This window comes from Tessaracoccus sp. ZS01 (assembly GCF_022342445.1).
Lineage (GTDB): Bacteria > Actinomycetota > Actinomycetes > Propionibacteriales > Propionibacteriaceae > Arachnia.
Genome location: NZ_PQFE01000003.1, coordinates 99,316 through 124,746 on the forward strand (window position 1 = coordinate 99,316; position 25,431 = coordinate 124,746).

Below are 25,431 nucleotides of genomic sequence, written 5' to 3' on the forward strand. Positions count from 1 at the left end.
CCCAGGGGTCATTAGTAGTGGTGCGCAACAAAAGAGTCCATGAGTATTTGAGCGGATAGCCGCAAGACTGGGCTAGGACTGGGCGTGGGTCCGGGAGCGGTGCTCGGGAGGGTCGGGAGGCAGTCGCTGTCGAGTGGGCAGGGGTCCCTGGGAACCACAAAGCCCCGACCGAAGTCGGGGCCTTTGGCTTGGTACACCACCAGGGACTCGAACCCTGAACCCGCTGATTAAGAGTCAGCTGCTCTGCCAGTTGAGCTAGTGGTGCGCGCGAGGAATAACTCTAGACCCTCGCCGTTCGGCTTGTCCAATCGGACCCTCGTGTTGCACGAAACCCCTTGTCAGAAGCCTATTCGATGATGTTCGGCAGTGCGCGGTCCAGCGCCTCGTCGATCTCCCGCGGCGAGTCCGGCCGCACCACCCGGGCGACCTCCTGCCCGTCGCGCAACAGGATCATCGTGGGCCACAACTTCACCTTGAACGACCGGCCCAACGGGAGGCCCTTTCCATCGGCGACCTTGATACGCTCGACGTCCGGCCTGTTGCCCAAGGCCTCGTCGAGGGCCGGGGCGGACCGGGCGCAGAACCCGCACCAGTTCTGGCCGAACTCCAACGCGACGAGGCCGCGCGTGGCATCGATCTCGTCCCGTGTGGGCTGTTCATCCTGGTAGCCGAGCGTCATGTCCCCAGGCTAGGCGACCTCCCCGGGCAGAGGCCGGAGATCGGCCACATTGCCCCACCATCCGGCGCAGGATGGTGCCCATGGAGACAACTGACTTCGACCTCATCGTCATCGGCGCCGGCTCGACGGGCGAGAACGTCGCGGACCGCGCCGTCGCGGGCGGTCTCAGCGTCGCCGTGGTGGAGAGTGACCTCGTCGGCGGGGACTGCTCCTACTGGGCCTGCATGCCCTCCAAGGCCCTCATCCGGCCCGGTGAGGCGCTCCGGGCAGTGAGGGCGGTCGCAGGTGCGTCGACGGCGGTGACAGGCTCCCTCGACGTGGGGGCCGTGCTGGAGCGGAGGGATTCATTCACCTCGCACTGGGACGACACCGGCCAGGTGGAGTGGGTCCAAGGCATCGGCGCGACGCTGGTGCGCGGCGCGGGGCGTCTGACCGGCGAGCGCGAGGTTACCGTCGACACCGACGAGGGGCGCCGCGTACTGCGCGCCCGGCACGCCGTCGCGGTTTGCACGGGCACAGAGCCCCTGGTCCCCGACATCCCGGGGCTGCGTGACGCGCGGCCGTGGACGAGCAAGGACGCCACCAGCGCCGAGCGGGTGCCCGAGAGCCTGGTGGTCATCGGCGGCGGGGTGGTGGCCTGCGAGTTGGCTTCGGCCTTCGCCGACCTCGGTGCCGACGTCAGCCTCATCGCCAGAAGCGGGCTGCTCGGCTCCATGGAGCCGTTCGCGGGAGAGGCGGTGGAGGGCCGGCTGCGGGAGCGTGGGGTTCAGGTCCTGACCGACGCACGGGTCAGCAGCGTGACCAGGTCGGGCGGCGAGGTGACCGTCGCGACCGGCCACCACGGCCGCATCGTCGCCGCCGAAGTGCTGGTGGCGACGGGCAGGCGGCCCCGCACCGGCGACCTCGGGCTGGAGGCGGTGGGCCTCGAGCCGGGCGAGTACCTCGCCGTCGACGACACCATGCGCGTCGGGGGACACGGGTGGCTGTACGCGGTCGGCGACGTCAACGGGCGCGTCCTGCTGACCCACCAGGGCAAGTACCAGGCCCGGGCCGCCGGTGACGTCATCGCCGCCCGCGCGGCCGGCCACCCCGTCGACGACGACGACTGGGGCAGGCACGTCGCCACCGCCGACCACCGGGCGGTGCCCCAGGTGGTGTTCAGCGACCCGCAGGTCGCCTCCGTCGGTCTCACAGCAGCCGAGGCGCGGGATGCGGGGATCAGGGTGCGCGCCGTCGAGTACGCGCTGGGCGACGTCGCCGGGGCGAGCCTGCACGCCGACGGCTACGACGGCCGGGCCTGCCTGGTCATCGACGAGGATCGCTCCACCGTGGTGGGCGCGACATTCGTCGGCGCAGACGTGGCCGAGTTGTTGCACGCGGCGACGATCGCCGTCGTGGGGGAGGTGCCGCTGCGGCGACTGTGGCACGCCGTGCCGGCCTATCCGACGATCAGCGAGGTGTGGCTGCGTCTGCTGGAGGCGGCTGGCGCCGACTTCAGGAATCCGCCGGCACATCCTTGAACAGCAGCCAGGCGTAGCCGTAGGGCGGCAGCTCGATCCGGTACTGGTCGCCGATCACCTGCGGAGCTTCCGGCACGGTGCCCGACAGGACTGCGGGGGTGCGGCCGTCCAGGCCCGGCAGTTCCACCTCCACCATCTGCGGCCACGCGGTGAGGTTGTTGACACACAGCACCAGATTGGTGCCCTGCCGGCGCTCGAACGAGAACACCTCTTCAGGCCCGTCAAGCTCACGGAAGCTGCCGACGCCGAACAGTTCGTACTTGCGACGCTGGGCCAAGGTGTGGCGCAGCCAGTTCAACAGCGACTGGGGGTTGGCCTGCTGATCGGCGACATTGACCTGCTCCGGCCCGTACGGGGGAGTGGCGGGGATGGGCTTGTCGAAGAGGTACGGGTTGGCGTCGGAGAACCCGGCGCCCGGCATCTCGCGGGTCCACTGCATGGGGGTGCGCACGGCGTCGCGGTCCGGCAGCCAGATGTGGTCGCCCATGCCGATCTCGTCGCCGTAGTACAACACCGGCGACCCCGGCAGCCCCAGTAACAGCGCATGCATCAACCGGATCTGGCGCTCGTCGTTGTCCAGCAGCGGCGCGAGCCGACGGCGGATGCCCAGGTTGAGCCGCATCCGCGGCACCGGGGCGTACTCGTTCCACAGGTATTTGCGGTCCTCCTCGGTGACCATCTCGAGCGTCATTTCGTCGTGGTTGCGCAGGAACGTGGCCCACTGGCAACCCTCCGGCAAGGCGGGGGTGTCGGACAGGATCTCGGCGATCGGCAACCGCGAACCCTGCTTCAGGGCCTTGAACAGCCTGGGCATGAGCGGAAAGTGGAAGGCCATGTGGAACTCGTCGCCTTCGCCGAAGTACTCGACGGTGTCGTGGGGCCACTGGTTCGCCTCGGCGAGCAGCATCCGGCCGGGGTACTCCTCGTCAACCATCGCGCGGATCCTGCGCAGGATCTCGTGCGTTCCTGGCAGATTCTCGCAGTTGGTACCCTCCTCCTCGACGAGGTAGGGGACGGCGTCGAGGCGGAAGCCGTCGACACCGAGGTCCAGCCAGTGGCGCAGCGCGTCGAGGATCTCCTCGAGCACCTTCGGGTTGTCGTAGTTGAGGTCCGGCTGGTGCCGGTAGAACCGGTGCCAGTAGAACTGCTTGCGCACCGGGTCGAACTCCCAGTTGGACTTCTCGCTGTCCAGGAAGATGATCCGGGCGTCGGGATAGCCGCGGTCGTCGTCGCGCCAGACGTAGTAGTCGCCGTAGGGCCCGTCGGGGTTCTTCCGCGACTCCTGGAACCACGGGTGGTCTGACGACGTGTGGTTGAGGACGAAGTCGCTGACCACGCGGATGCCCCGGGCATGCGCCTCGGCCAGCAGGTTCTTCATGCCCTCCTTGGTGCCCATCTCCACCTGCACCGAGGTGAAGAAGTGCACGTCGTAGCCGCCGTCGCGCTGCGGGGAGGGGAAGAAGGGCGGGATCCAGATGCAGTCGACGCCGAGCCACTGGAGGTAGTCGAGCTTGCTGATGAGGCCGTTGAGGTCGCCTGCGCCGGTGCCGGTGCTGTCGGAGAACGAGCGCACCCACACTTCGTAGAAGACGGCGTTCATGTACCAGCAGGGGTCGTCGTTGAGGGACTGGGCGGGCGGCGGGCCGTCAGGCTTCGGCACAGCGGGGCCGGCGGCCGTCCACGTGGTGGTCGCGGGCGAGGGGTTGCCCACCGTCGGCTGGGGGATGATCCCCGGAGCGTCAGTCATGGTTTCATCCTTGCCCATCACTCCAACAACGCAAGGAGGGCCTTCTCCAGGCCCGTCTGGCGCGCGTTGGCCGAGCTGTACTTCTTCCGGGCGGCCTCGGCGATGGTGTCGCCGGATTCGTAGGCGTCGAGCACCCGCGGGTCGATGTACGACGAGCGCGCCACCGTCGGCGTGTTGCCCAGGTAGCTGGCCACTTCCTGAACCGCCTGCCTGATCGCGCGTTGACGCGACGCCTTCGAAGTGCCGGGCTCCTCGGTCAGCGCCAGCGACTCCGCGGCGATCACCGTGGCGTGCCAGGTGCGGAAGTCCTTCGCGGTGAGCGCGCCCCCGAAGAGGTCGGAGAGGTACCCGTTGACATCGGCGCTGCTGAGGTCGCGCCACCGGCCGTCCTGCCGGTACGCCAGCAGCCGCTTGGAGTCGTCGGTGCGCTTGCGCAGCTTCTCCAGCACCGTGATGGCCGGCTGGTCGTCGACGGCGATGGTGTGCGCGATCCCGGACTTCCCCGTGAACGAGAACACCAGGTCGTCGCCCCGTCGGCGGACGTGCTGCTTCTCCAAGGTGGTGAGCCCGAACGAGCCGTGGGCGTCGGTGTAGGCGTCGTTGCCGATGCGGAAGTACCCGATGTCGAGCAGCCGCACGGCCGTGGCGCAGACGCACTCCAGCGACGAGTCCTCGAGAGTCAGGTCCGCCGAGATCCGACGGCGGGCCGAGGGCAGCATCTCGGCCGCGGCGGTGATGCGCTCGAACTTGGAGCGGTCGCGCTTCAACCGCCAGTCCGGGTGGTAGAGGTACTGGCGGCGGCCCGCGTCGTCGGTGCCCAGGGCCTGCAGGTGGCCGTTGGGGTGGGGACAGATCCACACGTCGGTCCAGGCGGGCGGGATGGCCAGCGCCTTGACGCGCTCCACCTCGTCCTTGGGCAGCGGGTTGCCGTCTGCGTCTGTGTAGCTGAAGCCACTGCCGCGCTTGCGGCGCGTGAAGCCCATCATGCGGGGGCTGACCCGACGGAGCCTGACCATGAGGACCTCAGGACCCAGCGAGGAGGTCGAGGCTCTCGCGCTGGGTGAGCACCGGCTGGCGCATCTCCTCGCGGAGGAAGTCGAGTAGGGCTTCGGCGAGCGGACGATGGTCCGACGCGATGGCGTCACCGGCGACGTAGGCGCGGAAGTTGTGCGCGAAGGCGCCGATGGCGGTCTGGGCCACGCAGCTGTGGGTGGACACCCCGCAGATCAGCAGGCGGTCGATGCCGAGGAAGTCGAGTTGTTCCTTCAGGTTGGTGCCGAAGAAGGCGTTGTCGCGGGTCTTGACGATCTCGACGCAGTCGGTGGTGTCGAGGCCGTCCAGGAATTCCGCCTGTTCGCTGCCGGGAAAGGCGAAGCCCTGGTCGTCCTCCAGCATGTTGAGGGTCCAGGTGGACTTGTCGGGCTCGTGCTGGGTCCGCACCAGGATCACCGGGCGGCCGTTGGCGCGGGCCGAGGCGATCAGCTCGTTGGTGGGCGGCAGGAGGAGTTCCTCCTTGCCGGCGAGGCCGGGCAGTTCGAAGTAGGACTTCTGGAGGTCGATGACCACCAGCGCCAGTCCGGCGTCGCCGCTCATCCCCGCCACCAGGTGTCGAAGATCGTCACCGGCACCGTCCGCTTGTGCCGGCTGCGCAGCCAGGTCTGCTCGATCCGCTCCGCGGAGGCCGCAGGGACCTCGCGGCCCTCGAGGTAGTCGTCGATGTCGTCGTAGGGGACGCCGAGCTCCACCTCGTCCGGCTGGCCCACCTTGTCGTCGAGGAGATCTGCGGTGGGCACCTTGCCCCACAGCTGTTCAGGCGCACCCAGGTGTTTCAGGAGCTGACGGTTCTGGCGCTTGTTGAGGCCGAACAGCGGCAGGATGTCCGCGCCGCCGTCGCCGAACTTCGTGAAGAAGCCCATGACGGATTCCGCGCCGTGGTCCGTGCCCAGCACGAGCGCGTTGTTGTCGCCTGCCACGGCGTACTGCGCCACCATGCGGATGCGGGCCTTGACGTTGCCCTTGTTGAAGTCGGTGATCTCCTCGCTGACGGCCGTGGCGTACTCGTCCTCGAAGCCGTCGACGGCGCGGCCGACGTTGAAGGTGAGGTCGCGGTCCGCGCCCACGAAGTCCATCGCGGCCTGCGCGTCGGCCTCGTCGTGCTGCACGTTGTAGGGCAGCCGCATGGCGTAGAAGGTGGCGTCGCCGCCCTGCGCGCGCACCCGCTCCGCGGCGAGTTGCGCGATCCTCCCGGCGAGCGTGGAGTCGATGCCGCCTGAGATGCCGAGCACGTAGCCACGGGTGTGGGAGGCGGCGAGGTAGTCAACGAGGAACTGGATGCGCCGCTCGATCTCCTGCGCAGGATCGATCTCGGGCCGCACACCGAACTCGTCGATGATGGTCTGCTGAAGTTCACGCATCACCCCATTGTGCTGGATGGTGGCACCATTGGCCCGTGGATGCGTTCGATCCCTCGGTGCTTTTCCGGGTCGTTGACGTGGCGGGTGTGGTCGCCAACGGGCTACTCGGGGCCCTTGTGGCGCGCAGGTTGCGGTTCGACATCATCGGCTTCCTGTTCCTCGCCATCCTCACCGGCCTGGGAGGGGGCATGCTCCGCGATGTGCTGCTGACCACCCGTCCCGTCGCCTTCATCGACCCGCTGTACCTCGTGGGCGCAGTCAGCGCCGCGGGGGTCGCCTACCTGGTGACGTTCAAGGGCCGATGGATGAGCCGGCTGCTGACCTCGCTGGACATGCTCGCGCTGGGCTGTTGGAGCGCCACCGGCACCATCAAGGCGTTGGGCTTCGGGCTCGACCCGCTGCCCGCCATCCTGCTGGGCGTGCTGACTGCCGTGGGCGGGGGGATGATCCGCGACGTCGTTACGGGGCGCATCCCGGTGGTGTTCGGCGGTAACACGCTCTACGCCTCCGTGGCGGTGATCGGGGCAGCGGAGAGCCTGATCCTCACGCAGCTGGGGTACCCGAACCTGGGCATGGCGGCGTCGATCCTGACGTGCACCGTGCTGGGGCTCTTGGCGCACCGCTACCGGTGGACGCTGCCCCAAAAGGGCGAGGCGCGCTGAAAGGGCTGGAGATTTGTCGCAGGCCGGGTGAGGATGGGGCATGGAGGACAGTGGAAATACCCAGGGCCGCCCGAAGCTGCTCTCTGGCGGCAACCCGCAGATCCCGAAGGGCGAAGGTCCCGGCCCGGTGCGCGACTACATCGCCGCGATGCCCGGCTGGAAGCAGCCCATCGGGCAACGCCTGGACGAGCTGATCGTCAAGGCGGTTCCGGACGTCCGCAGGGCCGTGAAGTGGAACCAGCCGCACTACGGGAACGAGGGGGACGGCTGGTTCCTGTCGTTTCGTTGCTACACCAGGTACGTCCAGGTGCAGTTCCTGAAGGGCACCTCACTGGAGCCCATGCCGCCGAAGGAATCTAAGCATGCGGAGGTGCGTTACCTGGACATCCATGAGGACGACGACCTGGACGAAGCCCAGCTGAGGTCCTGGATCGAGCAGGCGAGCAAGTTGCCCGGCGAACGGATGTAGGCGCTGAGGTCAGTCCGCCGACGCGGGGAGGTACTGGTCGGCCCACCGTCTGCCGGGATCCGGATCTGCGCCGAACCGCTCGGCGTACCCCTCGTGGATGGCGCGCCAGTGCTTGTGGGCCTCCTCCTCGGACATGGGTTGGCCGGCGAGGTGCGGCTCCAGCCGCGACAGGTAGGTGTGCCAGCCGGTGGCGGTTTGCGCGGCCGGGAGGTCGTCGATGGTGTGGGTGAAGGTCAGGCGGGTGCCGGTCTCCGTAGGTTCGAGGTCGAAACTCTGGGGCTGGCCGGCGAACGTCCATGCCAGGCGCGACGGCACGCTGGCCTCGTCGACGGTGAGGGTCATCCCGCCGAGGTCGATGCTCTCGCCGGTTTCCGGCCCCCAAGGGGCGGCGCCGGGCAAGAACTCCTGGAGCTCAGCGGGGTTGCTGACCGCCTGCCAGACCCGCTCGACTGGGTAGGGGAGCTCGATTTCGAAGCGCAGCGCGGGGCGCCCGTCGACCGATTCGAGCGTGCCATATGGGCAGTTCGGAGCCATGATCTTCCTCAACTCGGCGACAAAGCAATCGGCCCCAGCATAAGCCGGGGCCGATTCTCTTCGGGGTGAGTAACGGGACTTGAACCCGCGACTTCCTGGACCACAACCAGGTGCTCTACCAGCTGAGCTATACCCACCATCGCCGGTTGATCCGGCAGCCACTAATCGTAGCGGATGGGAATGGCCTGCGCGAATCGAGCGTCAGACCTCGTCGACGGGGGCCTCAACGGGCGTCTCCACGGGGGGAGAGACGGCCGTGGATCCGTTGGCGCCGGTGAGCGCCCCGCGGTGGCGGGCGGCGATCTCACGCAACTGTGACGACGTGGGGCCCGGGCGGGGGACGAAGAGCGCGTCGCGGTAGTAGCGCAGCTCCTCGATGGACTCCTGGATGTCGGCCAGGGCGCGGTGGTTGCCGGACTTCACGGGGGCCAGATACTGCACCCGGGGGTACCAGCGGCGGGCCAGTTCCTTGATGGAGGACACATCAACGTTGCGGTAGTGCACCCACTGCTCGAGCTCCGGCATGTCGCGGGCGAGGAAGGCGCGGTCGGTGCCGATCGTGTTGCCGGCGAGGGGCGCCTTGCGGGCGATGGGCACGTGGGTGCGGACGTAGTCGAGCACCTGGGTCATGGCGTCTTCCATGGTGGTGCCGGTGCTGAGTTCGTCGAGGAGGCCGGACTTGGTGTGCATCTCGCGGACGAAGTCGCCCATGGCGGTGAGTTGCTCGTCGGAAGGCTTGATGAGCACGTCGACGCCGTCGCCCAGGACGTTGAGGTCGCCGTCGGTCACGAGGGCGGCGACCTCGATCAACGCGTCGGCCCCGAGGTCGAGACCCGTCATCTCGCAGTCGATCCACACCAGTTTTTCGCTCATGGGCACCAACCTATGACTCCGGGCCACCTGCACGCCAACGGGCTACACTGTTTGGCCGAAGCCCCAGTAGCTCAGCGGATAGAGCAACAGCCTTCTAATCTGTAGTGCGCAGGTTCGATTCCTGCCTGGGGCGCTTTACATCTCGCCGCGAGAGCGACAGCGGCTTGGGCTGCGGAGCGGGGGCGACAGGCGGGAATGGCGGCCAGAGGGAGCGCAGTGAACCTGTCGTAAGTTTGCGAGTGAACTCCGAGGTCCTCGTGCGGCGAATCGGTGCGGCATGATTCAGCCGAACTTGGTGTCCTGCCCGTTCAGAGTGAAGTCCGAACTCATTGACGCAGGTTCGGGCGACATCCAGACCCACCACCGCCCGACGAGGGACCAACTGGTTCTTCTCATGCCCAGGACGCAGTCTTGCGACGATGCCGGGTTGAGAACATCCGCAATTGCCGAGTAGCGGATGACACGAACTGCCAATGTCGTGAGACTCGATGGCGGGGTCGTCGGCGTCCCTCCTATGCGCTGGGTGCCGGAACATGACGAATCGCGGTTACTCCGGCGGGGTTGCACTTTCAGGTCAAGAGAGCCGCGAGCCCCTCCGATGCTGGAAGGCGATGATGACGGATCTTGGGTTTCTGCAGCCCCCACCCCCAGGGATACGGAGGGCAGCCCTCACTGAAGTTATTGTAGGCAAGGGTCGCGTAGACAAAGCCCGGCACTCTGTCCCAATTGGTGATCGAACCCCATTCAGGGAAGCTCGGATCGATTATTTCGAGGACACGCCCCGCGGCTCCCTCCAACCAGTCTCGCAGAATCACATTGACGTGCTCATCTCGAAACGAATATCCGCAGACGATCAACCTGTCGGCGCTCTCCAACCACCGAGAAAACGCAACAAGCATGGCGAGGAAAGGGCCATCAGGCCTGAGCTTACCCTGTGAGCCGAAGATAACGCCTGCGTCTGCTGGATAGTACCTGCTGACCCAACTGTCATCGCGGCGCTTATTGATGGGGAGCGACTCGAAGCGAGTGAGTTCAGTTGGGTCCGTTACGCCGTCTTGGTGCACCTGCGCCCAGTTGATTGACCCATGCAGCTTGAGCAATTGGATGTCGCTGTTGTTGTCCGGCCACCGCAGCCCGCCCTGCCAACGTCCGACGCCGTCATCGCATCCTCGACCCAAATCGTTGGCCACCCATTCTATCCCCAAGTCATAGTTGAGCGTCGCTATGCGGTCAACCTTCGCCACAGCAGGCGCCAGGTAGGCGAACTGAGGCCATTCGCGGGGAGTCAGCAATTTCTCGAGGGATTCCAGCATGGCAAGACGTAGCTCTGAGTAGATCGCCTGTTCGCGCTGCTTACTGGCAACGCCTTCGACTGCCCTCACAAAGGCGATCGGGTCGCCCGAAGTGAGCACTTCTTGCAGTTCGAAGGCCACATCTGAGTAATGATCCGGCATTCCCATACGTGGAATTACCTCAAACCCTGGTTCCCATTCCCTGACGAAGGGGGCAAGAGTGAGTTCCGATCGACGAGCAAGCATCTCGATCGCGCTAAAGAGCTCTTCTACGTCGATGTTTGAATATGGATCTCCACCTCTAGAAGAGCGGTACGCTTGCACGCGGCCAATGGTTCCCCGTAGAGCCCTCGTCAACTGCTGTGTATCTATCGCATCTCGAGGTAGCGGGATGCATTCATGTTCTTTGCCCTCAATCGCCAGAAGCATCTCGCGGGTCATGGCCGTTGAAAGAGGAAGGCCGGCCTCGAAAGATGCTCCGGCCCCCAAGAGCAGTACTGTTTCGGATCCCACGCTAGGGAGCCTAGTCCAGGCTCAAGAGCTTGGCAGCAGATGGGCGAGCCTGCCTGGCGAAGGTGGGTCGCATTGGAGCGGGGACGGTCGTGCATGTGCCATCCAGACGCGCCCGGAGGACCTCGCTGCATGTGAGGCGTGGACGCACCCGCGTGCACTGCGAACTGAGCCCCATTAGGGTCCCCGCTTTCTCGTGTCACGTCATGCCGGGTGGGGCTCGAGACGTGAGGGCTAGGGCCATCGGCGTTCGAGTTTCCATCTTCTGGGCGGGTCCAAGGCCATTTCCAGCGTGGTGAACGCTTTGTTGAGTTCCTCCCGCTGGCGTCTTGTGGCCGCCTTGTCGGACTCGGGTCGTGAGGTACGCCAACCCTGAAACGTCGGCTTCTGCCGCAGCGCGGGCGGCACTGCCTGGTTATCGGCCACGAGCCCGAGGATCCAGACTGTCTCTAGGTTGCCGCTTTGGCCTTCGTCCATAGTCCTAGAGTGATGCCATGTGGGGTGAGGTTGCGAGTTTTGCGGTGGGACTGCTGGCAGGGCCTGCTGCGACGTTCATCGAGCCTCTGAATCGCTTAGTCGGCCGCGTTGGACGCAAGACTGCGCGGGACCGCGGTCTAGCAGTCCACGTCGAGACCGATCCTGCAGTGATCTGGGCTGGTACGCCGGACTGGGTTTCATTTCAGTTCTGCTTTCCCACAGGTTTGCCTGATGAGCCGCCGCCGGCGGGTCCGCGGGACTGGCGTCGTTGGGCGTTCAGTCATGGCGGTTATGACCTTTGGGAGAGTGTCGTGCGGCTTACCTTGGTGGGTACGGCGCCCGTCGCCGTGGTGGTCGAGATGCCAGTTGTAACAGTCACCTCTGAACCGCTGCAGTCGTGCCTCAAGGTTGTTCGACCCGTCGGAGGGGCAGACATTGCTCCTCGGGCTTACACCGTGGATCTCGACAGCTTCGGCCACCAGAATCCGGTTGTGGAGCTGGAGGATGGGGGAGGCTCGGTTCGGCACGACCCGCTGTCCTTCTCGCTGGAACGCAATGGGGTGGAGCAGATCCTGCTTCGTGTTCAGTCTTCGAGCCCCTGCCTGTATTCCTGGCACGCCCGCCTGCCCGTACTCGTCGATGGCAAACGTCAGTACGTCGAGGTCGACGACCAAGGCTCTCCCTTCTTCTTCGTCGGAGGCGATCTGGCAGACGGAAACATCTGGGATGGCCAGAAATGGGCCCCGTGCACCCTCTGATCGTTCGTTCCCGATCACCACACACACGGAAGCGCGCTCATGGCTCCCTTCTGTGTCAAGAGGCTCTCTGGACCGGTGTTCTAGGCTTGGTGCTGATGGGTCCGGGAAGTAACTTTTCCGAAGTTCTGGTGTGGGGATGTGAGCCGGCCGCGCTGGATTTCAGTGTCGCTCCCCGGTGTCCTCCCGGGCCTGTCGCTTGGGTCGTGACGTAGTCGTTGAGCATGGCGCGGTAGACGATGTCGGAGAGCCGCCGTTTGAGGCAGCGCATGGCCTCGTTCGGACTCTTTCCCGCGGCGCGTTTGCGGTCGTAGTAGGCGCGGCCCTCGGTCGGGTTGCGGAGTTGGACGGTGGCCATGGTGTGCAGGACTCGGTTGATCTGCCGGTTCCCGCCGCGGGAGAGTCGGTGGTGCTGTCGGTCTCCGGAGGAGACGTCGATCGGGGCGGTGCCGGTCCAGGACGCGAAGTGGCCCCGGTCGGGGAAGCGGGTGATGTTGCCGACTTCGACCAGCAGCCTGGCGGCGCCGGTGGGGCTGATGCCATGTAGGCCGAGCAGCCCCGTGTCGGTCTCTTTGAGGACCTCGACCAACTCTTTGTTGGCCTGCTTCTTGCGTTGGTAGATCCGCTCGAGATCGACGACGAGTTCCATCGCGACTCGTTTGCGGGTCTTCCCGGCCACGTCCCGCGGACGAACGCCTGCCAGCAGTTTGCGGGCCTGGGCGGCGGACAGGTCCCGCTTCGCCCCGCCGGGATCAGCTCCAACAGCAGCTGATGTAGCTGGCATATCTTGGTGGTGTGCTCCTCGCCGATGCGGCGTCTCCGGTTGACCAGCAGCCGCAAGAGTTCGAGTTGGTCATTGGCGATCACCGGATGCAAACCACTGATTCGGACGCCAGCCAGGGCGATCGAGTGAGCGTCGGTGTCGTCAGTCTTGCATCCCTGTCCTGTAGCGAACATCCGCATCCGCGCCGACAACTTCGCCGGTACATCCACCACCTGCTCACCATCGGCGATCAGCCGTTGCGCGACGGGGCGGCCGATGCCCTCACAGCCCTCGATCGCCCAGACCTTCTCCGGCCAACGCCGCGCGTAGGCCAGTAGCTCCTGGTAGCCGGCTCGGTCGGTGCCGAAGCGGGCGTGCCCGACGATGGTCTCGTCGGCGGTCATCACCTCGATCGTGACGCTGCGTTTGTGCGGGTCCATGCCGATCACCACGGCAGGTAAATGCTGTTGCTGTTTCACGACGGTCTCCTCGAGTTCTCCCTACTACGTGAGGGGGTCTCGGGAGGGCACCGCTACTACTGGCAGAGCATTCCCTTCTTCAGCCTCTCCCGCCCCGGTCGGCACCCCGGGGCAGCGCACGCCATGAGAGAGTCACACCCCACCTGTTCGAGCGAATAGCCGCGACGGGAGCGACCACCCCGGAACACCTGAACCGAGCATCGGCCAACGCCCGATCTAGAGTCCATGAAACTAGTAGCCATAGATCAGAGGTCCGAGACCCCCGGAGCAGCCATCCCGTAGGCTGTGCGAAGCGTTAATGACTGGGGGACCAATGGCTGAAGTTGACAACGAGTATGTGACGAAGATGGTCACCGTAGTGCGCGGACTGGAAGCTCGCTCGATCAAGAAGTGGGAAGATTTAGGCTGGCAGTTCGTCTCCCGTGATGAACTGCCGATGTTGCGGACGCAGTTGGAGTTTCGTCGAGTCAAGCCGAAGACGCCGTGTCTCCTCCTGAGCGGACTCGCCGCCGTCGGGGTGGTTGGCATCGCCACTCTTGGCATCATGAATCCGGGCGCGGACCCGAATGATCGCGCAGAGGAACCGGCGCCAGCGGCAACTGTGGCAGCCGTGGGAACGCCGTCCGTAGTCACGGCTTCCGTGGGTACGCCGTCACAGCAGACCGCGGAGACGACGGAGGACACCTACACCTACGAGGGCCCAGACTACGAGGTGGTTGTCGTTGACTCAGCAGTAGGGCCAGCCGCGCTAGACCAATACTGGATCTACACGCCGGCGATTGAGGGCTCGGCTGCTGGCCATAGGGATCAAGCCAAAGCGATCATCCAAGACCTCGCTCACAAAGCCGGGAGCGATAAGTTCATCGCCCAGATAGTCACGGACAAGGAGATTGCCTTGGCGGAGTCGATCTCCACCTACGAAGCGTTCGTCAAGCAGCACGGCGATGACTATGTCGTTAATGACATCCTGGAGAAGGAAGTGACCGGATGGGTGGCGGCCTATACCGGTGGCTTCGACTCCGAGACCGGTGCAGCGAGCGACGCCGACAGTGCCTTTGAGGCGCTGTGGTGGCCGTACGGGGACACGGAGAGCGAAGAATGGCGCCCCGCCGCCTAAGGCTGACCTACGCGCGCTGGCCATGCGACGTGAGCTGCTCTGACGTGGGCTAGTAGACACTGCCATCGGCGTGGATTCTGTATTCCTTGAGCTGCATCGACGAACGGTGCGGCCTCAATGGCGACGGACGTAGTCATAGGTAGCGGGCGCGTGAGCCCTGAACCCACGCTGTGCGATGCCAGAGCAATGGACTCGACTCTGTCGACGGTCGGCGCTTGGGCTTGATGGGAGAAGATCATCCGGATCTGCCGCTGTCAGGGGCGGTCCATTTCGCCGGGTTCACGGGCGTTCGGCACAAAGTCGCGAGATGAGAGCCAGTTTCGGAGCCAGGGCACCAAGTGCATGATGTGAATGTGGCTGACCGGCACCCACTCTGCCTGTTCAGGCGATCCGCTGCTCTCTGCCCTCAGTACGCGATCCCGGACTTCCACATCATAGATGAGCCGAATTGAGTGGAGTTCCACCGGTTCGTTCCTCAAGCGGCTCACGTCAGAGACAACATCGAGTAGACCTATGATCTGTGGACTCGTCCCGGTCTCCTCCGCGAACTCCCGAGTGAGGCATTGTTCGGGTGTCTCACCGAACTCGAGCCCACCTCCGGGCAGCCACCAGGTGCTGGGTCTCCCGGCCGTTTCGGCCACACGTACCAACAACACCTCGTGGCCGCTGCGCGCAAGGCCGTATGCCGCAATGCGTTGCCGCTGGTGCACGCCGAGGTTCATGGTTCGATCGTAGGGCGCACTACCGGCAGTTCCGTGCGAGGCCAGAGGGCTGACGCTCAAGTCCGGATCTGCCGAATGGGATGCAGCCGGCCAGAGAAGGGCACACCCCGTTGGGCACGGGTGGCCAGTATGGTGTGGGCATTGAGGGCCGGAGCTTCTGACCGATCACGGGCGATCGGATGGAGAGCCAACGGGTCGGTTGCGTGCGGATATGCGACAGCAGGGTCGGAGGGTTTGATGGCGTATGACGAGGGCTTGGCTGAGCGGATCCGGGCTGCGGTCGAAGCCGCGGCCGGGACCGGCGGGTATCGCGAGATCAAGATGTTCGGTGGTCTCTGCTGGACTGTGAATACTCACATGGCCGTGGGCGTCACCGATGGTGACTTGATGGTTCACGTCGGCAAGGACGGCATGGGCGTGGCACTTGACAAGGGCGCCTCCCCAGCGACGATGGGGGAACGAACCATGGGAGGCGTGGTGCTGGTCGGCGCGGCAGAGATTCCAGACGCAGCTGCTTTGCGTGCCTGGGTCGTCCCGGCGGTGGAGCGGGCTGCGGCGAAAGCACCGAAGAAGTCGAAGGAGTAGGCCGCAGCCCTTGAGCTCGAGGCGACGCTCTGATTCGAGCAGGGCAACCGTGTCGTACGCCCTTGGTGTTCGTGGGTAGCCGATGAATGCGTCCCGCAGGTGGGTCTACGTTTGCTGCGCGGCGAGGACCGTCAACCGGGCGACGAGTCGCTGCATCGTGGGGATTCCCCGGCAGGTCACCGGGACGCCGAGCAACCGGGTCAGCTCCGGGCCGGCGGAGATTCCTGAACCGGTGACGCTCGTGACCGCGTGGCCTGAGCTGAGTTCGTGCACGACGAGCTCGCCGGTGGGACCGCGTTCGACGTGAGGCAGCACGAGTTCCGGGACGCTGAGGGCTTCGAAGAGGGTGAACTCGCCGCCAGGTAGGTCGGGATCGAGGTGCCCAACCGTGTCGATGAGCCAGTCCGCCGAGCGGACCACAACAAGGTCGGAGTAACCCGTGACAGCTGTGAGCCGCCCGACCACGGACTCCGCGAGCGCTGCGGGTTCGTCGCCGGAGAAGATCACGGTGCCGTTGGTCTGGAAGTTCACGGCGCTGGTCGCGCCGGCCGCCGTGAAGGCATCCAGCAACTCCGGACTGCGCGGCGATCTGCTCCGCGCCTGGCCGAGGTTCATGTTCCGGAAGAACGCCACCTGCATGCTCACGTGCCCATCGCGTTCAGCTGTGGCGGAGATCGAACTTCGACAGCGGTTCGGGTCCCGCCATCACCCGGCGGGTGACCTGCAGGAGCGCGTCCTCGTTCGGGTCCACGCGCCATCGGACAAGAGCGATGGTGTCCCCAGTGATTTCCAGGGCCGTGATGTGCGACGGGTAGACGCAGCTGCCCGAGTTGAAGTAGGGCACCCCGTTCTCGCGGGGGAACCTCTCGCGATGGGTGTGGCCGCAGATGAGTGCCGTCCGGTTCTGACGAATCCACTTCGCGTAGTTGCGCTCCACCTTGTGCCGCTTGTCCGCGTTGGCCACCGGGCTCGTGGGGCTGTGGAAACCGAAGGCGTGCGCATACCTCCAGAAGGCGCGCATCATGAACCGGCTGAATCGCCATGCCTGGTCGTTGGGAAGGTCACCCTGGTGCCCGTGCACCAGCAGGATGTCCTGGTGCGTCTGCTTGTGCCGGAACACGACCGCTTCCACCGGCTCCAAGCCGTCGAAGAACGGCTCCACCTCACCGGTGGCGACAGCCTTAGCGGTCCACAGATGCTCGCGGACGTAGTGGGGCTCCTTCAACACAATGTCGTGGTTACCCCACATCCGGATGTACCTGTCGGCACGGTGGAACTGGAGCACCTGTTCCCACACGGCGCGGTTGGCTCTGATGATGTGCTTGTAGTCGTGCTCCCAGAGCTCGTCGCCGTCACCGGCCTCCACATAGGTGAACCCGTTGCGCCAGTAATAGTCCATCGCTGCCGTGAACGTGTTCTTGTTCTTCAGGAATTCGTCCGACTTCGAGCCGTCCCCGCGATGGCAGTCGCTCATGATCACGTAGCGCGAGGTGTCGTCGATCAGCTCAACCCGGGCCTCCCTGTAGGCCTCCGAGAGACGTGTCATCGTCTTCACGGCAATCACCGCCCTTCGCTGGCTTCTCTTCGATCATAGGTCTGTGACGCGGTCGTCGTCCCCGATTGGTGGACGTGCCGGTGCTTGTGCGTCGCCGTTGCACTGACGTAGCTTGATCGTCACCACCGACCGAGAGAACAACGATGACTGTATTGGTACAAGTGAATTTCCCCATGCACGGGCCGTGGGGAGCGGAGATGGCAGAGGCGTTCCGCGGCCTCGCCGAATCCATCAACGCAGAGCCGGGCTTCATCTGGAAAGTGTGGATCGAAGACGAAGCTGCCGGCCTCTCCGGCGGCATCTACCTCTTCGAATCCCGCGAGCACGCGGAGGCCTACGTCGCGATGCACACCGAGCGCCTCGCCGGTTTCGGGATCACGGATGTAAAGGTTATCTACTCCGACGTCAACGAAACCCTCACGAGCGTGAACCGGGCGAGCCTGCAGGCTGTCTGAACCGGCCTCAGTTGGCGTCGAGGGTCCAGTTGGCGAGTTCGATCCAGTCGAACCAGCCCAACTCCGGACGCACCGTGACGGACACCAGATGGACGGACCCGATGCGCACGGGACCCACCTCGGGGGCGCCCTCGAGTCGGCGCTGGAGCTCCGCGTCGTCGACCTCGCCGGTGGCGTAGGCCAGGGAGACGTGGGGGCCGTACGGCGCCCCGAGGACGTCGCCGCCGTAACTGGCCGCCGCACGGCCGACGGCCTCGACCAGCGACACCCACGCCGAAGTCGAGTCCGCGACGCATTCCACGGCGACCGGTTGGGGCTGGGGCGCGCTCAGGTTCAGGTCGAAGGCGCGGACGGTCTCGAGCTCGTCGGTCAGGTGCTGCGCGAGGCGGCTGAGGTCCGCGTGCTTCAGGTCGTCGAACTGGGCCAGCCGGCGCACGGTGAAGTGCCGCCACGAGGCGGGCATCAGAGGAAGGTTCGGCAGGCCGTCGAGACGGGACGCGGCCTCGTCGAGGCGGTCCTGGACGTCGTCTGTGGGGAGGGCGTACACGTGGAGCGACCCGTCGTTCTGGGTCCAGGGGGTCATCTGCTCGAAGAAGCTGCGCATGGCGCTGAGCCTAGCGATGGGAAGCGGGCGGCGGATCCTCGGGCGCAGGACGATCGGCCGGTAGTCTGGGCGCACTATGAGTACAGCGCAGATCAGCCAGCCCACGACGCGCGGCCGTTGGCTGAACGGCCTGCCGCAGGATGGGCCCAGGCGCCCCTGGTACCTGCGGCTCCTGCGCAGCCCACTGTTCTGGCTGGCGCTGATCCTGTTTCCGCTGTACTTCTGGGCGCTCTACGACCAGTACTGGATGCTGCACCCCGAGCAGACGTTCGAGGACGGCACCCGCTCGCTGGGCATCAGCAACGAGGCCCTCAAGCTCGGCGCGTACTGGGCCATGTGGACCGGCCTCGCGTACACGACGCTGTTCATCCTGCTCGACCGGTTCCGGGCTTCGAGCCCCGTCGTCTGGTTACTGGCGCTCGGGTGGGGAGCCTGCGCCTCCACCTGGTTCTCCATCCACGTCAACACGTGGATGGGCCAGGCCATGGCCACCACCCAGGCCAACTCCGACGCGGGGTCGCGCGCCGCGATCTTCTCCGCTCCGTTCGTGGAGGAGTTCGCCAAGGCCACCATCCTGGTGCTGCTGGTGATCCTCTGGCGCAACAAGATCGTGTCGCGGCTCTCTATCATCACGCTCGCCGGGCTGTCCGCCGTCGGCTTCGCGTTCACCGAGAACATCATCTACTACGGCCGCGTCTGGATGCAGGCCACGCACGACATCACCATCGCGGAACCCGCGGAGTCCTTCATGGAACTGGTGATGCTGCGCGGCGTGTACACCTCGTTCGGCCACCCGCTGTTCACGATGATGACCGCCGCCGGCCTCGCGGTCGGGCTGGGCGCCCGCTCGAAGTGGGTCCGGGTCATGGCGCCGGTGGGCGGCTACCTGCTCGCCTGCGCGGGCCACATGCTGTTCAACGGCCTGTCGTCCACCAACTCCATCGACAACCTCATGATCCAGTGGTACATGGCGCTGGGTCTGGTGGCCGTGATCGTCATCTCCCTGATCGTCAGCATCGTCGGCAATGCGCAGATCATCCGGGCCCGCTTGGGCGACTACCAGCACGCCGGCTGGCTCACCGAGCGCGACGTCGAGCTTTACGGCCGCCCCCTCCGTCGCGCCAAGCTGCTGCTCTACGCCCTGTTCCGCGGCCCCCGCATCTGGTGGCGCACATCGAAGCTGGTGCGTCGCGTCACGGAGCTGGCGTACCTGCGCAACGCCATGACGCGCGGCCTCGTCTCGGAGGCCGGCGACGACCGCGCCCACCAACTCATCACCGAGATCCACTCGCTCCAGCAGATCACCTTCAGCGACTACGCGGGCCAGCCCATGATCCCGCCGCGCAAGAAGAAGGCCAGCGAACTGCCCCCGCCGCCCGAGGAGGGGCCGGGTGGGCCGCTCACCAGTAACTACGCCCAACCCGTCGCGCCCGGCCCGGCCGGCGTCGGCGGCAACTATCCTGTGCGTTCATGAGCGGATCCCAGAAGCTCGTCGACGCCTTCCACCTGCTCGACGCCACCCTGCCGTCGGCGCAGTTCCCGCTTCCCCTCGACGGCGCCGAATCCCTGCGTAGCCTCGCGGGTTCGCTGGCGCACCAGGTCCGCGACTACCTGCTGCCGCGTGCCTCCCGGCTCGACGCACCGCTGCTCGCCGTGGTCGGCGGCTCCACGGGCGCCGGCAAGTCCACCATCGTGAACTCGCTCCTCCGGGCCGAGGTGACGCGCCCGGGTGTGCTGCGCCCGACGACGAAGTCGCCTGTGTTGATCTGCCACCCCGACGACGAGGAGTGGTTCCGCTCCGACAAGGTGTTGCCCGGGCTGGTGCGCACCGACACCCAACTCCACGACTCCCGGGCGTTGCACATCGTCGCGTTCCCCGACCTGCCCCCCGGCCTGGCTCTGCTCGACGCACCCGACATCGATTCTGTCGACGACGCCAACCGGGCGCTGGCCCGCCAACTCCTCCTCGCGGCAGACCTCTGGGTCTTCGTCACCTCCGCCGCCCGCTACGCCGACGCCGTGCCCTGGGACTACCTCCACCAGGCGCAGGAGCGCAACACGATGCTGGCGGTGGTCGTCAACCGCTGCCCACCGGGCGCGATCGCCCAGGTGGCCGGGCATCTGGCCCAGATGCTCGCCGAGCGTGGCCTGGCGTCGGCCAAGCTGTTCGCCATCGTCGAACGCGCCCTGGGGCACGACGGGATGCTCCCGCTGCCGGATGTCGGCGGGTTGCGGCAGTGGCTGGGGCAGCTCGCCTCGCAGACCGAGGCCCGGGCGCAGGTGGCGGTGCAGTCGCTGGCCGGCTCCGTGCGCTCGCTGGACCCGCAACTCCACGAACTCATCGGCGGCATCCACCGCCAGAACGAGGCCATCGAGGAGCTGCGGGAACAGTCCGTCAGCACCTACCGCCAGGCCGTCGTCGACGTCGCCGAGGCCGCTGGCGACGGCACCATGCTGCGCGGCGAGATCCTCAGCCGCTGGCAGGACCTCGTCGGCACCGGCGAGTTCATGCGCTCCATCGAGGAACGCATCAGCGCCTTCCGGGACCGCCTCACCGGCTGGTTCCGCGGCGAACCCGAGGTGCACGCCGTCGAGGTCGCCATCTCCGACAACCTCGCCGCCGTCCTCCAGGAGAAGGGCCAGTGGGCCGCGGAACAGGTGGCCGTGAAGTGGTCACGCACCCGCTGGGGCCGCGACATCATCGTCGCCGAGCCCGGCCTCGCCCACCCGTCGACGGATTTCGACGCCGCGGCCACCGCCGCCATCCGCGCCTGGCAGTCCGACGTGATGCGCCTCGTCGAGGAGCAGGGCCGCGGCAAACGCATGAAGGCCCGCTTCCTCGCGCTGGGAACCAACATCCTCGCGCTGGCCCTGATGATCGTCGTGTTCGCCGCCACCGGCGGGCTCACCGGAGCGGAGGTGGGCATCGCCGGCGGCGCCTCGGTGCTCGCCCAGCGACTCCTCGAAGCCGTCTTCGGCGAAGGCGCCGTCCGGAAGCTCGCCGAACAGGCCCAGGCAGACCTCGAGGCCCGCGTCCAGGGCGTGCTGTCCGTCGAATTGTCACGCTACGGCGCCATCCTCGATTCGCTCGCCGTCGACGACGGCGCCACCGCCCAACTCGAGAGCGCCGCCGTCACCCTCCGGGACGCCGCGCGCAGCGCGTTCGACGACCTGACCGCCCCGGAGCTGTGATGTCACTGATCGCCGACCACCTCGCAGCACTCACCGAGGTCCTCGACCTCGCGCAGGGCCGCATCCCAGCCGAGGCGGAGGCGCGCGCCCGCGCCGTCCTGGCGCACGCCCCCCGCAGGCTGGCCGCCGGCGCCCAGACCGTCGTCGCCATCGCGGGCGCCACCGGATCCGGCAAGTCCAGCCTCTTCAACGCCCTCACCGGCACCCGCCTGGCAGAGCAGGGCCCCCGCAGGCCCACGACGGCGCTCACCATGGCCGCCAGCTTCTCCGCCACCAACAGCCGGCTGCTGGACCTGCTGGCGGTGGCGCGCCGCCACGAGGTGGAGCCGCCCGCAGACGGCATGCAGGACCTGATCCTGCTCGACCTGCCGGACCACGACTCCACCGCCACGGCCCACCGCGACGAGGTGGACCGCCTCGTCGCGCTCGTCGACCAGTTCATCTGGGTGCTCGACCCCCAGAAATACGCCGACGCAGCCCTCCACCAGCGCTACCTGCGGCCGTTGGCCAGGCACCGCGAGGTCATCACGGTGGTGCTGAACCAGGCCGACAAGCTGTCTCCCGAGGACCTGGCGCGCTGCCTCGCGCACATCCGCAGGCTGTTGGACGACGACGGGCTGCACGACGTGCCCATCCTCGCCACGTCGGCGGTCACCGGCATGGGGATCGACGACCTCCGGGGCCGCCTGGCGAAGCTGGCCACCGGGAAGCGCGCAACGACCACCCGGCTCCAGGCAGACGCCGCCGTCGCCGCCCGGGAACTCGACGCGGCCATGGGCCGCGCCGTCACCCGCGGCGTGAGCAAGGACACCGTCCAGCGGCTCAACGCCCAACTGTCCGCCGCGGCGGGGGTGCCCATCGTGGTCGACGCGGTGCGCAACTCGGTGAAGCACCGGGGTCGCCTGGCCACGGGCTGGCCGCTGGTGAAGTGGATCGGCAGGTTGAAGCCGGATCCGTTGAAGCGGCTGCGCCTCGGGGCGAAGCGCGGCGCGGCACCGGCTGAGCTGGAACCGCAGGGCGGGCTGACGCGTAGCTCGCTGCCGGCGCGCTCGGCCGCGGCGTCGTCGCACCTCTCCACTGGCCTGCGTGGCCTCGCCAACGAACTCCGCGACGGGATGCCCCCCGGCTGGCGCGACGCCATCAGCCGCGCGGTGCACACGTCGGAGGCGACGCTGCCGGACCAGCTCGACCGCGCCGTCGTCGCCACCGACCTCAAGGTGGACCGCACGCCCGTGTGGTGGCAGCTGATCAGGGCCCTGCAGTGGGTACTGATCGTCGCCGTCGTGGCGGGTGCCCTGTGGTTGACGCTCAACGTGGTGCTGAGCTACTTCTCGCTGCCGAAGGTGGACGTGTATCCCATGGGCCCCGACGGCGGGCTCCAACTGCCCGTTCCCACGCTGATGGTGATCGGGGGAGTGCTGGCCGGGATCGTGCTGTCGGGCCTGTCCGGCCTCGCGATCAGCGCCGCTGCGAAGGGCGCGGCGAAGCGCGCGAGGAAGGCGCTCAACGCCTCGGTGGCGGAGGTGGGCAGTGAGCACGTCGTGGCCCCCGCCGAGGCGGAGGTCCAGCGCTACGTGCAGGCCCGCTCCGCCCTGGATCGGCTCAGCTAGCGTTTCTGGGTTGTCCGCATTCCCGCATAGACTGGCCCGCGGTCCGTTACGAAGGGAAAACCGATACACGTGGCTGAGTTCATCTACAGCATGCAGAACGTCCGGAAGACCGCCGGTGAAAAGGTCATTTTGGATAACGTCACCCTCTACTTCCTGCCAGGCGCCAAGATCGGCGTCGTCGGTCCGAACGGAGCCGGCAAGTCCACCCTCCTGAAGGTGATGGCGGGCCTCGAGCGGCCCAACAACGGTGAAGCCGCCCTCAAGAAGGACGCCACCGTCGGGATCCTGCTCCAGGAGCCCCCGCTCGACGAGGACAAGACCGTCATCGAGAACGTCGAACTGGCCGTCGCCGAAACCAAGGCGATGATGGACCGGTTCAACGAGATCGGCGCCCTGATGGGGGAGCCGGACGCAGATTTCGACAAGCTCCTCGAAGAGATGGGCACGCTCCAGACGGAGCTCGACCACCGCGAGGCGTGGGAGCTCGACTCCAAGCTGCAGCAGGCCATGGACGCGCTCCAGTGCCCGCCGCCGGACGCCCCGGTCAACGTGCTCTCCGGTGGCGAGCGCCGCCGCGTGGCGCTGTGCAAGCTGCTGCTCGAAGAGCCTGATCTGCTGCTCCTCGACGAGCCCACCAACCACCTCGACGCCGAATCCGTCGACTGGTTGGAGAAGCACCTCAAGAACTACCCGGGCGCCGTCCTGGCGGTCACGCACGACCGCTACTTCCTCGACAACGTCGCGGAGTGGATCTGTGAGATCGACCGGGGCCGCCTGCACCCGTACGAGGGCAACTACTCCACCTACCTGCAGAGCAAGCGCGAGCGCCTGCAGATCGAGGGCAAGAAGGACGCCAAGCGCGCCAAGATCCTCGAAAAGGAACTCGAGTGGGTGCGCTCCAACCCGAAGGCCCGCCAGGCCAAGAGCAAGTCCCGCCTGGCCCGCTACGAGGAACTGGCCGCCGAGGCCGAGCGGGGTCGCGCCGTCGACCTGTCCGAGATCAACATCCCGCCGGGCCCGCGCCTGGGCTCCGTGGTCCTCGAGGTGCGCAACCTCAAGAAGGGCTTCGGCGATCGGGTGCTGATCGACGGCCTGTCCTTCACCCTGCCGCGCGCCGGCATCGTCGGCATCATCGGCCCCAACGGCGTCGGCAAGACCACGCTGTTCAAGACCATCACCGGCCAGGAGGAAGCTGATTCCGGCACGGTGAAGGTGGGCGAGACCGTGAAGTTCAGCTACGTCGACCAGGGCCGCTCGGGCATCGACCCGAAGAAGAACGTGTGGGAGGTCGTCTCCGACGGGCTCGACCACATCAAGGTGGCGAACTTCGAGATGCCGTCGCGCGCCTACGTCGCGTCGTTCGGTTTCAAGGGTCCGGACCAGCAGAAGCTGGCCGGCGTGCTGTCCGGTGGTGAGCGCAACCGCCTCAACCTGGCGCTGACACTGAAGCAGGGCGGCAACGTCCTCCTGCTCGATGAGCCCACCAACGACCTGGACGTGGAGACGCTGCAGTCGCTCGAAGACGCGCTGCTCGACTTCCCCGGCTGCGCCGTGGTGATCTCCCACGATCGCTGGTTCCTGGACCGTGTCGCCACGCACATCCTGGCGTGGGAGGGCACCGACGAGGATCCGGCCAACTGGTTCTGGTACGAGGGCAACTTCGCCGACTACGAGGTCAACAAGGTCGAGCGACTCGGCCCCATGGCGTCGCGCCCGAAGTCGACGGCCCACCGCCGCCTCACCCGCTGATCGTCGGTTCCCCCCGAGCATGGGCGACGCCCCGTCTGCGCGATGCGCGACGGGGCGTTTCCCATTGGGGACGGGTCGGTCATCGGTGCGGCTGCACGGGGCCGCGGTAGGCTGGAATCCATGCCTTCGCACACGCCGGTCCCGAGGTACCCCTTGGGTGAGTATGCGTATCAGGGCTTGTGGTGGGGCAGTGTGCTCCTACCGCTCTTGCTGGCGGTGGTGAGATTCGCGGCGGCTCCGGCAGACATGACGTTCGCGCTCTTCACCATCATCGGGCTGCCGGCCATCATCGCCGGGCAGGTCATCGCGGGGATGCTGGCCTGGACGTATCGCCGTCGGCAGTGGCGGCACTGGCTGGGGCCGGTGGCGGCACGGTTGTCCTTCATCTATTACGTGGCCTGGGTGGTGCTGGCCCTGGCGTTGCCGGAGTCGCGGCCGGGCGCGGTCTATCCCTCGGTGCTGATGGGGCTGTTCGGCAGCGCTTTCGCCAACGGTCTGTCGGCGGTGCTGTTCTGGCTCATTCCGGTGCTGTACGTCACATTGCTGGCGTCGATCATCGTCGAGGGGGAGAGGGCCGTCAGGAAGTGGCGGAAGCCCCCCACTGTGTGACGGAGCCCCCAGGCGGCTCAAGAAGGGTGGCTTGAGCGCCCGGGGGCTCCACGGGGGGC

Annotated in this window: 25 protein-coding genes, 3 tRNA genes and 1 pseudogene; 13 read left to right on the top strand and 16 right to left on the bottom strand. The window is 66.7% G+C overall.

Annotation, left to right across the window (positions count from 1 at the left end; all coding sequences use genetic code 11):
- Positions 1-189: 189 nt before the first annotated feature.
- Both C3E87_RS05675 and C3E87_RS05680 read right to left on the bottom strand, forming a co-directional pair.
- A tRNA-Lys gene (locus C3E87_RS05675) sits at positions 190-265 on the bottom strand.
- An 81-nt stretch (positions 266-346) separates the two neighbouring features.
- The gene (locus tag C3E87_RS05680) at positions 347-679 is read right to left on the bottom strand and encodes a thioredoxin family protein (protein WP_076060445.1); all 333 of its coding nucleotides are present in this window, start codon (positions 677-679) and stop codon (positions 347-349) included.
- An 80-nt stretch (positions 680-759) separates the two neighbouring features.
- Between C3E87_RS05680 and C3E87_RS05685 the strand changes: the two genes are divergently transcribed.
- Positions 760-2,199 carry an NAD(P)/FAD-dependent oxidoreductase gene (locus C3E87_RS05685; protein WP_076060448.1) on the top strand — a complete coding sequence of 480 codons (1,440 nt, stop codon included), beginning with the start codon at positions 760-762 and terminating at the stop codon, positions 2,197-2,199.
- Here C3E87_RS05685 and treS read toward each other — a convergent pair.
- From treS to nadE, 4 genes are read right to left on the bottom strand one after another with little or no spacing between them, the layout of a single operon-like run.
- Positions 2,174-3,946 carry a maltose alpha-D-glucosyltransferase gene (treS, locus tag C3E87_RS05690; RefSeq protein WP_076060638.1) on the bottom strand — a complete coding sequence of 591 codons (1,773 nt, stop codon included), beginning with the start codon at positions 3,944-3,946 and terminating at the stop codon, positions 2,174-2,176. The genes C3E87_RS05685 and treS overlap by 26 nt on opposite strands.
- 17 nt (positions 3,947-3,963) lie before the next feature.
- Positions 3,964-4,962, bottom strand: coding sequence for a DNA topoisomerase IB (locus C3E87_RS05695; RefSeq protein WP_076060450.1), 999 nt, complete (start codon positions 4,960-4,962; stop codon positions 3,964-3,966).
- A 7-nt stretch (positions 4,963-4,969) separates the two neighbouring features.
- A complete protein-coding gene (locus tag C3E87_RS05700) occupies positions 4,970-5,539 on the bottom strand; it encodes a cysteine hydrolase family protein (RefSeq protein WP_076060453.1) in 570 nt (189 codons plus the stop codon).
- Positions 5,536-6,360, bottom strand: a complete 825-nt coding sequence (gene nadE / locus C3E87_RS05705; RefSeq protein ID WP_076060455.1) for an ammonia-dependent NAD(+) synthetase — start codon at positions 6,358-6,360, stop codon at positions 5,536-5,538. The genes C3E87_RS05700 and nadE overlap by 4 nt, the downstream gene beginning before the upstream one ends.
- Before the next feature lie 35 nt (positions 6,361-6,395).
- Here nadE and C3E87_RS14850 point away from each other — a divergent pair, with 35 nt between their 5' ends.
- Positions 6,396-7,022, top strand: a complete 627-nt coding sequence (locus C3E87_RS14850) for a trimeric intracellular cation channel family protein (protein WP_076060458.1) — start codon at positions 6,396-6,398, stop codon at positions 7,020-7,022.
- 40 nt (positions 7,023-7,062) lie between these two features.
- The gene (locus tag C3E87_RS05715; protein WP_076060460.1) at positions 7,063-7,491 is read left to right on the top strand and encodes a DUF1801 domain-containing protein; all 429 of its coding nucleotides are present in this window, start codon (positions 7,063-7,065) and stop codon (positions 7,489-7,491) included.
- A gap of 9 nt (positions 7,492-7,500) precedes the next feature.
- Here C3E87_RS05715 and C3E87_RS05720 read toward each other — a convergent pair whose 3' ends face one another.
- The 3 genes from C3E87_RS05720 to orn all read right to left on the bottom strand — a co-directional run bounded on the left by C3E87_RS05720 (position 7,501) and on the right by orn (position 8,898).
- Positions 7,501-8,025 (bottom strand): SRPBCC domain-containing protein, encoded by a 525-nt coding sequence (locus tag C3E87_RS05720; RefSeq protein WP_076060463.1) that lies wholly within the window; start codon positions 8,023-8,025, stop codon positions 7,501-7,503.
- A 64-nt stretch (positions 8,026-8,089) separates the two neighbouring features.
- A tRNA-His gene (locus C3E87_RS05725) sits at positions 8,090-8,162 on the bottom strand.
- 64 nt (positions 8,163-8,226) lie between these two features.
- A complete protein-coding gene (gene orn, locus C3E87_RS05730; RefSeq protein WP_076060465.1) occupies positions 8,227-8,898 on the bottom strand; it encodes an oligoribonuclease in 672 nt (223 codons plus the stop codon).
- A gap of 60 nt (positions 8,899-8,958) precedes the next feature.
- Here orn and C3E87_RS05735 point away from each other — a divergent pair.
- Positions 8,959-9,031 (top strand) — tRNA-Arg (locus tag C3E87_RS05735).
- Between the two features lie 436 nt (positions 9,032-9,467).
- Here C3E87_RS05735 and C3E87_RS14855 read toward each other — a convergent pair.
- On the bottom strand, positions 9,468-10,703 hold the full coding sequence (locus tag C3E87_RS14855) for an SIR2 family protein (protein WP_143570910.1): 1,236 nt from the start codon (positions 10,701-10,703) through the stop codon (positions 9,468-9,470).
- Between the two features lie 491 nt (positions 10,704-11,194).
- On the opposite strand from C3E87_RS14855, the gene C3E87_RS05745 reads away from it, so the two are divergent.
- Positions 11,195-11,935, top strand: a complete 741-nt coding sequence (locus C3E87_RS05745) for a hypothetical protein (RefSeq protein WP_143570911.1) — start codon at positions 11,195-11,197, stop codon at positions 11,933-11,935.
- Between the two features lie 55 nt (positions 11,936-11,990).
- On the opposite strand, the gene C3E87_RS05750 is transcribed toward C3E87_RS05745, so the two are convergent.
- Positions 11,991-12,581: a transposase gene (locus C3E87_RS05750; RefSeq protein ID WP_198928216.1), complete on the bottom strand. Its 591-nt coding sequence runs from the start codon at positions 12,579-12,581 to the stop codon at positions 11,991-11,993.
- Positions 12,582-12,739: 158 nt separating this feature from the next.
- Positions 12,740-13,135: pseudogene (locus C3E87_RS14860) on the bottom strand (transposase); the annotation flags it as partial.
- A 352-nt stretch (positions 13,136-13,487) separates the two neighbouring features.
- Between C3E87_RS14860 and C3E87_RS05760 the strand changes: the two are divergent.
- Complete coding sequence (locus tag C3E87_RS05760) at positions 13,488-14,291, top strand: hypothetical protein (RefSeq protein WP_076060471.1); 804 nt, start codon at positions 13,488-13,490, stop codon at positions 14,289-14,291.
- Positions 14,292-14,545: 254 nt separating this feature from the next.
- Here the strand turns inward: C3E87_RS05760 and C3E87_RS05765 are convergent, their stop codons facing one another.
- Positions 14,546-15,013 carry an NUDIX domain-containing protein gene (locus tag C3E87_RS05765; protein WP_076060473.1) on the bottom strand — a complete coding sequence of 156 codons (468 nt, stop codon included), beginning with the start codon at positions 15,011-15,013 and terminating at the stop codon, positions 14,546-14,548.
- A gap of 237 nt (positions 15,014-15,250) precedes the next feature.
- Here C3E87_RS05765 and C3E87_RS05770 point away from each other — a divergent pair, with 237 nt between their 5' ends.
- Positions 15,251-15,598, top strand: a complete 348-nt coding sequence (locus C3E87_RS05770; protein ID WP_076060475.1) for a TfoX/Sxy family protein — start codon at positions 15,251-15,253, stop codon at positions 15,596-15,598.
- A 105-nt stretch (positions 15,599-15,703) separates the two neighbouring features.
- On the opposite strand, the gene C3E87_RS05775 is transcribed toward C3E87_RS05770, so the two are convergent.
- Together C3E87_RS05775 and C3E87_RS05780 are read right to left on the bottom strand one after the other, a co-directional pair.
- Positions 15,704-16,237, bottom strand: coding sequence for a DUF1697 domain-containing protein (locus C3E87_RS05775; RefSeq protein WP_076060477.1), 534 nt, complete (start codon positions 16,235-16,237; stop codon positions 15,704-15,706).
- Positions 16,238-16,256: 19 nt separating this feature from the next.
- Complete coding sequence (locus tag C3E87_RS05780) at positions 16,257-17,144, bottom strand: metallophosphoesterase family protein (protein WP_083665434.1); 888 nt, start codon at positions 17,142-17,144, stop codon at positions 16,257-16,259.
- A 152-nt stretch (positions 17,145-17,296) separates the two neighbouring features.
- On the opposite strand from C3E87_RS05780, the gene C3E87_RS05785 reads away from it, so the two are divergent.
- Positions 17,297-17,608 (top strand): monooxygenase, encoded by a 312-nt coding sequence (locus tag C3E87_RS05785; RefSeq protein ID WP_076060481.1) that lies wholly within the window; start codon positions 17,297-17,299, stop codon positions 17,606-17,608.
- A 7-nt stretch (positions 17,609-17,615) separates the two neighbouring features.
- Here C3E87_RS05785 and C3E87_RS05790 read toward each other — a convergent pair whose 3' ends face one another.
- Positions 17,616-18,212, bottom strand: coding sequence for a 2'-5' RNA ligase family protein (locus tag C3E87_RS05790; protein ID WP_076060483.1), 597 nt, complete (start codon positions 18,210-18,212; stop codon positions 17,616-17,618).
- Positions 18,213-18,288: 76 nt separating this feature from the next.
- Here C3E87_RS05790 and C3E87_RS05795 point away from each other — a divergent pair, with 76 nt between their 5' ends.
- From C3E87_RS05795 to C3E87_RS05815, 5 genes are all read left to right on the top strand, one after another.
- On the top strand, positions 18,289-19,686 hold the full coding sequence (locus C3E87_RS05795) for a PrsW family intramembrane metalloprotease (protein WP_076060486.1): 1,398 nt from the start codon (positions 18,289-18,291) through the stop codon (positions 19,684-19,686).
- The gene (locus C3E87_RS05800; protein WP_076060488.1) at positions 19,683-21,404 is read left to right on the top strand and encodes a GTPase domain-containing protein; all 1,722 of its coding nucleotides are present in this window, start codon (positions 19,683-19,685) and stop codon (positions 21,402-21,404) included. The genes C3E87_RS05795 and C3E87_RS05800 overlap by 4 nt, the downstream gene beginning before the upstream one ends.
- Positions 21,404-23,014 carry a GTPase gene (locus C3E87_RS05805; RefSeq protein WP_076060491.1) on the top strand — a complete coding sequence of 537 codons (1,611 nt, stop codon included), beginning with the start codon at positions 21,404-21,406 and terminating at the stop codon, positions 23,012-23,014. The genes C3E87_RS05800 and C3E87_RS05805 overlap by 1 nt, the downstream gene beginning before the upstream one ends.
- Positions 23,015-23,083: 69 nt before the next feature.
- Complete coding sequence (gene ettA, locus C3E87_RS05810) at positions 23,084-24,763, top strand: energy-dependent translational throttle protein EttA (RefSeq protein WP_076060493.1); 1,680 nt, start codon at positions 23,084-23,086, stop codon at positions 24,761-24,763.
- 246 nt (positions 24,764-25,009) lie between these two features.
- On the top strand, positions 25,010-25,372 hold the full coding sequence (locus C3E87_RS05815) for a hypothetical protein (RefSeq protein ID WP_143570914.1): 363 nt from the start codon (positions 25,010-25,012) through the stop codon (positions 25,370-25,372).
- Positions 25,373-25,431: the final 59 nt, after the last annotated feature.